At 50.1% G+C, this 7,459-nt stretch carries 10 protein-coding genes and 1 tRNA gene; 6 read left to right on the top strand and 5 right to left on the bottom strand.

The window, feature by feature from the left end; translation table 11 throughout:
* Positions 1-7 precede the first annotated feature (7 nt).
* Positions 8-95: transfer RNA gene (locus CRO87_RS02230), tRNA-Ser, on the bottom strand.
* Positions 96-360: 265 nt separating this feature from the next.
* On the opposite strand from CRO87_RS02230, the gene ghrA reads away from it, so the two are divergent.
* The 4 genes from ghrA to CRO87_RS02210 all read left to right on the top strand — a co-directional run bounded on the left by ghrA (position 361) and on the right by CRO87_RS02210 (position 3,325).
* Positions 361-1,299, top strand: coding sequence for a glyoxylate/hydroxypyruvate reductase GhrA (gene ghrA / locus CRO87_RS02225; RefSeq protein WP_097161292.1), 939 nt, complete (start codon positions 361-363; stop codon positions 1,297-1,299).
* A 123-nt stretch (positions 1,300-1,422) separates the two neighbouring features.
* On the top strand, positions 1,423-2,160 hold the full coding sequence (locus tag CRO87_RS02220) for a phosphatase (RefSeq protein WP_097161291.1): 738 nt from the start codon (positions 1,423-1,425) through the stop codon (positions 2,158-2,160).
* Positions 2,161-2,181: 21 nt separating this feature from the next.
* The gene (locus CRO87_RS02215) at positions 2,182-2,736 is read left to right on the top strand and encodes a molecular chaperone (protein WP_097161290.1); all 555 of its coding nucleotides are present in this window, start codon (positions 2,182-2,184) and stop codon (positions 2,734-2,736) included.
* A 103-nt stretch (positions 2,737-2,839) separates the two neighbouring features.
* Positions 2,840-3,325 (top strand): DUF1097 domain-containing protein, encoded by a 486-nt coding sequence (locus CRO87_RS02210; protein ID WP_141398656.1) that lies wholly within the window; start codon positions 2,840-2,842, stop codon positions 3,323-3,325.
* Between the two features lie 49 nt (positions 3,326-3,374).
* Here CRO87_RS02210 and csgG read toward each other — a convergent pair whose 3' ends face one another.
* Genes csgG through csgD form a run of 4 tightly spaced genes read right to left on the bottom strand, consistent with a single transcriptional unit; the run spans position 3,375 to position 5,736 of the window.
* Positions 3,375-4,208 (bottom strand): curli production assembly/transport protein CsgG, encoded by an 834-nt coding sequence (gene csgG, locus CRO87_RS02205; protein ID WP_097161288.1) that lies wholly within the window; start codon positions 4,206-4,208, stop codon positions 3,375-3,377.
* A 26-nt stretch (positions 4,209-4,234) separates the two neighbouring features.
* Entirely contained in the window at positions 4,235-4,648 is a 414-nt protein-coding gene (csgF, locus tag CRO87_RS02200) for a curli production assembly/transport protein CsgF (protein ID WP_097161287.1), read from the bottom strand.
* 21 nt (positions 4,649-4,669) lie between these two features.
* Positions 4,670-5,071 (bottom strand): curli production assembly/transport protein CsgE, encoded by a 402-nt coding sequence (gene csgE, locus CRO87_RS02195; protein WP_097161286.1) that lies wholly within the window; start codon positions 5,069-5,071, stop codon positions 4,670-4,672.
* Positions 5,072-5,088: 17 nt separating this feature from the next.
* Positions 5,089-5,736 carry a biofilm master transcriptional regulator CsgD gene (csgD, locus tag CRO87_RS02190; protein ID WP_097161285.1) on the bottom strand — a complete coding sequence of 216 codons (648 nt, stop codon included), beginning with the start codon at positions 5,734-5,736 and terminating at the stop codon, positions 5,089-5,091.
* A gap of 726 nt (positions 5,737-6,462) precedes the next feature.
* Between csgD and csgB the strand changes: the two genes are divergently transcribed.
* Both csgB and CRO87_RS02180 read left to right on the top strand, forming a co-directional pair.
* Positions 6,463-6,921 carry a curli minor subunit CsgB gene (gene csgB / locus CRO87_RS02185; RefSeq protein ID WP_097161284.1) on the top strand — a complete coding sequence of 153 codons (459 nt, stop codon included), beginning with the start codon at positions 6,463-6,465 and terminating at the stop codon, positions 6,919-6,921.
* Between the two features lie 51 nt (positions 6,922-6,972).
* Positions 6,973-7,428 carry a curlin gene (locus CRO87_RS02180; protein WP_255252469.1) on the top strand — a complete coding sequence of 152 codons (456 nt, stop codon included), beginning with the start codon at positions 6,973-6,975 and terminating at the stop codon, positions 7,426-7,428.
* The last annotated feature ends 31 nt before the right edge of the window (positions 7,429-7,459 follow it).

Genomic DNA, 7,459 nt, shown 5'->3' with positions numbered 1-7,459 from the left:
TTAAATATGGCGGTGAGGGGGGGATTCGAACCCCCGATACGTTGCCGTATACACACTTTCCAGGCGTGCTCCTTCAGCCACTCGGACACCTCACCATATTGTCTTCCCGGCGTTGCCGGAACGGGGCGTAATGTAAGGAAAAGCGTAACTTGCGTCAATCAACTTTTTTGAAAAATCGCGCAATTAGCCAAACTTCATCCAACCTGCTTTCAGAATAAGCGCGATTCGCTTTTTTTCTCATCATCGGCTTTAAACACTGACAGCCTGTCGAAATTTGCTATGCTGACAACCCACTATAAAACAATCAGAAAAACGCGCCGGGTATCTGTAAATAAAGGCGCATTAAATAAGGAGTCTGCAATGGAGATCATCTTCTACCATCCTACCTTCGACACCGCCTGGTGGATTAACGCCCTGGAAAAAAGCCTGCCGGGTGCAAAAGTGCGCGAGTGGAAAGCGGGTGACAGCCAGCACGCCGATTATGCTCTGGTGTGGCATCCGCCGGTTGAGATGTTACAGGGACGCGATCTGAAGGCCGTTTTTGCGCTGGGCGCAGGCGTGGATTCTATCCTTAGCAAGCTGAAGGCGCATCCGGAGATGCTGCCGCTGTCGATTCCTTTGTTCCGTCTCGAAGATACCGGGATGGGTCTGCAAATGCAGGAATATGCCGTCAGCCAGGTGCTGCACTGGTTCCGCCGCTTTGATGATTATCAGGCGCAGAAACTCGAAACTCGCTGGGAACCGCTGCCGGAATACACGCGGGATGAATTTACCGTTGGCATCATGGGGGCAGGCGTGCTCGGCAGCAAAGTGGCTGAAAGCCTGTTGGCGTGGGGATTCCCTGTGCGCGTCTGGAGCCGCAGCCGTAAAGCGTGGCCAGGTGTGACAAGCTTTGCAGGGGAAGCTGAAATGGGCGACTTCCTGCGCGAAACCCGCGTGCTGATTAATCTGCTGCCTAATACGGCGGAAACCGTCGGCATTATCAACCACTCGCTGCTGGAGCAGTTGCAGGACAACAGCTACCTGCTGAATCTTGCCCGCGGCGTACATGTTAATGAAGACGATCTGCTGCGTGCGCTGGAGAACGGAAAAGTGAAAGGGGCGATGCTGGACGTGTTCAGCCGCGAGCCGCTGCCTGTTGAAAGCCCGCTCTGGCGCCATCCTCGCGTGGCAATGACGCCACACGTCGCGGCAGTCACTCGTCCGCAGGAAGCCATTGCCTATATCAGTAAAACCATCACCGGGCTGGAACGGGGTGAGGCCGTCACCGGGCAGGTCGACAGGGCCCGCGGATACTGAGTACAACCCGGCCTGGCCGGGTTTTTCGCTAATAAAGGCCGGGTATTCCTGCTATGCTTGGGCTTATTAAGATGGCCAGCTATTCCTGCTATGCCTGGACTGAATAAAAGAAAGGAGAATGTGATGTATCCTGTTGACCTGCATATGCATACCGTCGCCAGTACCCACGCTTACAGCACCCTTCACGACTATATTGCAGAGGCAAAGCGCAAAGGTATTAAGCTGTTTGCGATTACCGATCACGGCCCGGATATGGCCGACGCGCCGCACTACTGGCATTTCGTCAATATGCGCATCTGGCCGCGCATGGTCGATGGCGTGGGCATATTGCGGGGCATTGAGGCGAACATCAAAAACACAATCGGTGAAATCGACTGCACCGGTCCGATGCTGACGGCGCTTGATTTCATTATTGCGGGCTTCCACGAGCCGGTCTTCCCACCGCAGGATAAAACCACTCACACAGAGGCGATGATCGCGACCATTGCCAGCGGCAACGTGCACATGATTAGCCACCCGGGCAACCCAAAATACCCGATTGATATTCAGGCGGTCGCGGAGGCTGCGGCAAAACATCATGTGGCACTGGAAATCAACAACTCCTCCTTTGTGTCCTCCCGTCCGGGCAGCGAAGACAACTGTCGCGCAGTGGCAGCCGCCGTTCGCGATGCCGGTGGCTGGGTCGCACTGGGGTCAGATTCCCACACAGCCTTTACGCTCGGCGAATTTACCGAGTGTCGAAAAGTTCTGGATGCTGTCGATTTCCCCGAGGATCGTATTCTCAACGTGACGCCGCGCCGTTTCCTCGACTTCCTTGAATCGCGCGGCGTGCCGCCGATTACTGAACTGTCTGCTCTTTAACTGTCTTAATGGAATAAATGAATGAACGAGTTTTCAATCCTCTGCCGCGTGCTGGGCTCTTTGTACTATCGTCAGCCGCAGGATCCTTTGCTGGTTCCGCTCTTTACCCTGATCCGTGAGGGGAAACTGGCGGCAAGCTGGCCGCTGGAGCAGGACGAGCTGCTGGAGCGTCTGCAAAAAAGCTGTGACATGCAGCAGGTGGCAACGGACTACAACGCGCTGTTTGTTGGGGAAGAGTGCAGCGTCTCCCCGTACCGCAGCGCCTGGGTCGATGGGGCAACAGAAGCAGAAGTGCGCAGTTTTCTCTCTTCCCGTGGTATGCCGCTGAGCGACACGCCTGCCGATCATATCGGTACGCTGCTGCTGGCCGCTTCCTGGCTGGAAGACAACGCCGCAGAAGATGAAAGTGAAGCCGTGGACACGCTGTTCAGCGAATACCTCCTGCCGTGGGTGGGGACATTCCTTGGAAAAGTGGAAGCCCATGCCACCACACCATTCTGGCGCACAACGGCCACTTTAACCCGCGAAGCCATTTCGGCCATGTGGGATGAGATCTCGGAAGACGACGAACAGTAAAGTGTGATTTACATCGCATTGCAAATGTAACGACACGCTATGCGTTGCAAATATTGTGCGTACGATCTCATCTGAATGCGGCGCATCTGCTATGATGCGCCGCATGAACATACTTCTCTCTCTCGCACTGACAACGGGTATTCTCTCCGGCCTTTGGGGTTGGGTTGCCGTGTCTCTCGGCCTGCTCAGCTGGGCGGGTTTTCTCGGCTGCACCGCGTACTTTGCCTGCCCACAGGGTGGGGTAAAAGGGTTGGCGATTGCCTCTGCCACCGTAATGAGTGGTGTGGTGTGGGCGCTGGTGATTATCCACGGCAGCGCGCTGGCGCCGCATCTGGAGATCCTCGGCTACGTCATGACCGGCGTTGTCGCGTTTCTGATGTGCGTGCAGGCGAAACAGGTTTTGCTGTCGTTCGTGCCCGGCACCTTTATCGGCGCCTGCGCGACCTTCGCCGGGCAGGGTGACTGGAAGCTGGTTGTGCCTTCGCTGGTGGTAGGGCTGCTTTTTGGCTATGCCATGAAGAACAGTGGATTGTGGCTTGCGGCCTGGATTACCCGGCGGCAGGCGGCGGACAATACCGTGAAGCCATAATAAAAAAGCGTAGCCTCGGAGCTACGCTTTTTTTTGCCAGTGACCTGTATCAGGATTCCGGAGGGGAAGCCATGTCGCGATATTTCGCAAGAATTGGGTTATTCACTTCAGCGGAACTTTGCAGGTTCCACAGCCCACGTTCGATACCGTCGTTAATCAGGTAAATCACGCCGGTTTCAATCGCTGACATCAGGCACAGCATGACAGGTTCATTCGAGGTATATCCCACTTCACCTTCGAGTAAACGCTGATAGTCAATAAAGCGGAATACGCCAGCCTGAACTTCATAAGACAAAATGGTCTTACTGGTGTTCACGGAGGAAAGCACTTCACCTGTGCTGACGTTAATCACGCGAAGGTTCACTGCAATCTGGTCAAGCTGATATTGGGTATCGCCCCCGATTCCGAAATAACGCGCGCCGATACCGCCGGATTTCACGTTACTTTCGTAACCAATGATAGATCCTTCAACAATAATGTTCGCTGAGCTTAATGCCTGAAGCGGCGCGCGGTTATTCGCCCCTACGTTGCCGTTTTCCTGGGCTGCGCGAATAATTTTACGTTCATTAAGCAGGTTCTGTAATCCCTGACGTTCCAGCGGAATAAACCATTTGGAGTCCTTCAGGGCCGTTACCAGCATGGCCGTAGCACTCTGTGGCACTGCGGTGGAGAAGTTACTTGCCGGGTAAGGTTTAAATTGCCCCGTTTCATCCTGAATGTTGTAGACGGAAACATACAGCTTACCTTGTGGATTAGGTAAGTGAGTCAGGTCACGATAGCTCTGTGCCCTTGGCATCAACGTCGGTTTTGCAGCCTCTTTCGGCGGGGCGGTCAGACAGCCACTGAGCAAGACGACCACCAGAAGTACAAATAAACGTTTCATGATTATTATCCTGTTCGGGTCGATGACTATTGGTCACTTGCGGTTTGTGTGACCCCGGAGACCTGAATCGTCGAGGTTTTCCCGGTACTCCTGTCCGTCACGTTAAGCGTGAGCAGGCCATTGCTGTTCTGTATATCGACAATAAAGTCGTTGGTGACGAGGCGTCCGGGTTTACCGGTCGCGACGTTACCCAGCAGGCCACTCAACAGCTGTGACTGGATAGCTGACGTAAAGTTATCCAGCGCGGAAGGTGCTGTATAACCAAAATCGTCACCGCCAGGTGCTTTATAGGAGTTTTGCGCCTGGGCTTCATTGAGCAAAAATGCGCCGTTATTAGGGTTTCCACCGAAGTTCGGGTTAACGAACTGAAAAACCATATTACCGGCCCAACTTGCTGGTGTAATAAATGCGAGCAAAGCGACAGTACAGGCGATACGCATGATTGCCTCCACCCTCTATGTTTAAAATTCATCGTGTGCCAGATCGTCCGTTTTTAATAAAGACTGGTCGATTTGACGTTTATTGATCGCGTCCTGCGTTATCTGCAGTGCTGCGTCTACGGTCTTGTCAAAATCCCGTTTTATCGGAAATAAAAACGTCTGAAACATAATGTCCTGATTGACTGTAATGGTGATCCAGCTTCCCCAGCGAGCGCTGGGCCTTTCATTTATGGACAAATTCTCCCGGGTCGTACTGGCCCATTTATCGGTAAAGGCGCGATAAAAATCATGCCCCACTGAAGAAACGGTGTGGTCGGCCACGATACCCGGTATTTCAACCTCTCCGGCAGCACGAGCAGCGTATACGGAGGGCGCAAGCAGCAGCAGGTTGGCCGCTACAAGCCAGCACAGGGAACGTTTCATGGTGTTTGCCTGTAAACTTAACGCCTGAGATTATCATTGGCCCAGGAGACGGCCTGAGTCCGGTTTTTTACGGCTAGCTTCTTGAAAAGATTATAGAGATGAGTTTTTACGGTGTTTTCACTAATGAACAGCGAGCGGGCAATTTCCACATTGGAGGCCCCGACCCGAAGTTTATTCAGAATTTCTCGTTCACGCTGCGTGAGCATTGCGCTTTCCGCACTGTTGTAACGATAATTGCCTGAATGGGTAATTAAATAGCTCGCGAGCTTATGCGAAAAATAACATTCACCCTGCATAATCATGTTCAACCCTTCGATCAAACGTGATTCAGTTTCATTGTTGTAAAAGACACCGTTAATATGCGGCCAGTTTTCGATATCCTTGAAGGGGTACTCTTCGGGTGTATTGAGCAACACCAGTTTCATCCCGTTGTTTTTACGGCCTAAATTTTCCTGCCATTGTCCGACCAGCCTTTTATCCGCCTCCATCATATCGAAAATCATAATGCTGTCGGGCACCATTTCTTCGATAATTCTATGAATATTTTGCACTTTCCCTGAAATATCCAGCGTTGACTTCAGATATTGCAAAAGGGCGCTGGCCTGCAAAGACGGCTTGGTCACAAGTACGAGCGTACTGCCTAAACTATGGACTTCATTTAACATGATGAAACTCCAATGTTTTATAGCAGCTATCAGCCTCCCCGTAAAAATACGGGGTTCCAGAGGTACTGATTGAGGCTGCATTGCTGTGTATACGTTAAGTCGAAAACCCTAAGGTGGGTAAAATGTCAATAAAACAATATTAGGTACTTCTGATTTCAATCTAGTCATTACCAATTTTTAAGCAAGATCAAACACTGTTACAAAATGTAAATTCGAATATTAAAATGTAAATTTTAGATAGGTAATTCATTTAGAAGTGATGATAAAGTTGTACATGATAATAAAGGTGCATCAATTTAATAAATCACACAAATTAGATAACTGTATGATTTTTATTAAATATATTATCAATCATTTGAATGCAATTTTTCCTTTAATAATAATGTCATTCGTAACGGCTTTAGCTCAGGAAAATTTTGGCTAAATGAGATCGCGATCCTGATCTCCGCGCTGGGTTTTTCTTTCAACAGCTAAAGATGTTGATTTATAAGCTTATCCGCTATTCGGGATATCTTCTGCAAATAGGGAAAGTAATAATTTTATTTAAACACCGCGACATAGCGTAATTCTCATACTTAGGAATGATCCTAAAAAATTAAAATCAACCTTGCGGGTGACACCTTTTAATTTCGGTCAGCAACATACTGTTCATCGTAACGTCGCATTAACAACAACCGCGGCGTTATTTAACAGGAATGAATTTGCCAGGATTCAAGCGGGTGGAACATGAACAAGAAAGTCTTTTTTTTGTCGTTATCACTGCTGGCGATACCTGGATTAGTAGCTGCATCGGGTTATGATCTGGCCAGCTCAGAATATAATCTGGTCGCCAATGGGCTTAACTCTGACTTCACTAATCAAACTGCTATTGTCGATCAGCGAGGTTATGGGAATGGCGCGAATGCTCAGCAGGATGGTAACCATCAAATTGCTGTTGTTTCTCAAAGAGGTAACAACAATCAGTCTGATGTGTCCCAGTCTGGCGGGTACAATCTGGCCTACGTAGATCAGGCCGGAAATAGTAATGATGCAGATATTAGCCAATCAGGCTATGGAAATACCGGTGTTATTATTCAACGAGGTTCGGGTAATCGCGCAAGTATTTCACAACAGCAGTCCGTAGGTAGTAAAACAGTTATTGTGCAAAACTCGTCGCAAATGGCCGTGCGTGTTATTACACGTTAATCGACCACCGACGAATACTATCAAGCCAATGGGGGTTTTATGAATATTAAAATGTCTATGATTGCAATGGTTCTTGTATCTGGTAGTGCATTTGCAGGTGGCTACGGTGGTGGCCCTGGTGGTGGTGGCGGCGGCCCATCTCTGCCACAAAACTCAAGCAATGAAACTGTGAATATTTATCAGGCGGGTGGTAACAACGGCGCAAGCGTTGACCAGAGTGCCTCTAAATATGCTGATGTGAATATCAGCCAGCAGGGCTTCAATAACCTGGCCCTGGCGACCCAAAGCAGCGCTTACAACAGCGATATCAACATCAGCCAGTCTGGGTTTGGTAACAGCGCTAATACCCTGCAAACCGGTGATAACTCTACTATCAACGTGACTCAGTCCAACCTCTTCGGCTGGGGTGGCGGCAACTCCGCGACCGTCAATCAGACTGCTGACAGCTCACTTGTTAACGTTACTCAGCACGGTTCTGGTAACTGGGCTAACGTTTACCAGCACTAATCTGGTTTTCAGACTATAAAAAACAGGGCCT

The sequence above is a fragment of the Enterobacter sp. CC120223-11 genome, assembly GCF_900215375.1.
In the GTDB taxonomy this organism is placed as follows: Bacteria; Pseudomonadota; Gammaproteobacteria; order Enterobacterales; family Enterobacteriaceae; genus Scandinavium.
The sequence above is the reverse complement of the archived record's forward strand: the minus strand, read 5'-3'. Positions and strand labels throughout refer to the sequence as shown.

Coding starts and splice junctions, on each gene's coding strand:
- csgE (WP_097161286.1), bottom strand. CDS start 5,071: ATGAAACGTTCCCTGTGCTGGCTTGTAGCGGCCAACCTGCTGCTGCTT.
- csgB (WP_097161284.1), top strand. CDS start 6,463: ATGAACAAGAAAGTCTTTTTTTTGTCGTTATCACTGCTGGCGATACCT.
- ghrA (WP_097161292.1), top strand. CDS start 361: ATGGAGATCATCTTCTACCATCCTACCTTCGACACCGCCTGGTGGATT.
- CRO87_RS02220 (WP_097161291.1), top strand. CDS start 1,423: ATGTATCCTGTTGACCTGCATATGCATACCGTCGCCAGTACCCACGCT.
- csgD (WP_097161285.1), bottom strand. CDS start 5,736: ATGTTAAATGAAGTCCATAGTTTAGGCAGTACGCTCGTACTTGTGACC.
- csgF (WP_097161287.1), bottom strand. CDS start 4,648: ATGCGTATCGCCTGTACTGTCGCTTTGCTCGCATTTATTACACCAGCA.
- CRO87_RS02215 (WP_097161290.1), top strand. CDS start 2,182: ATGAACGAGTTTTCAATCCTCTGCCGCGTGCTGGGCTCTTTGTACTAT.
- CRO87_RS02180 (WP_255252469.1), top strand. CDS start 6,973: ATGTCTATGATTGCAATGGTTCTTGTATCTGGTAGTGCATTTGCAGGT.
- CRO87_RS02210 (WP_141398656.1), top strand. CDS start 2,840: ATGAACATACTTCTCTCTCTCGCACTGACAACGGGTATTCTCTCCGGC.
- csgG (WP_097161288.1), bottom strand. CDS start 4,208: ATGAAACGTTTATTTGTACTTCTGGTGGTCGTCTTGCTCAGTGGCTGT.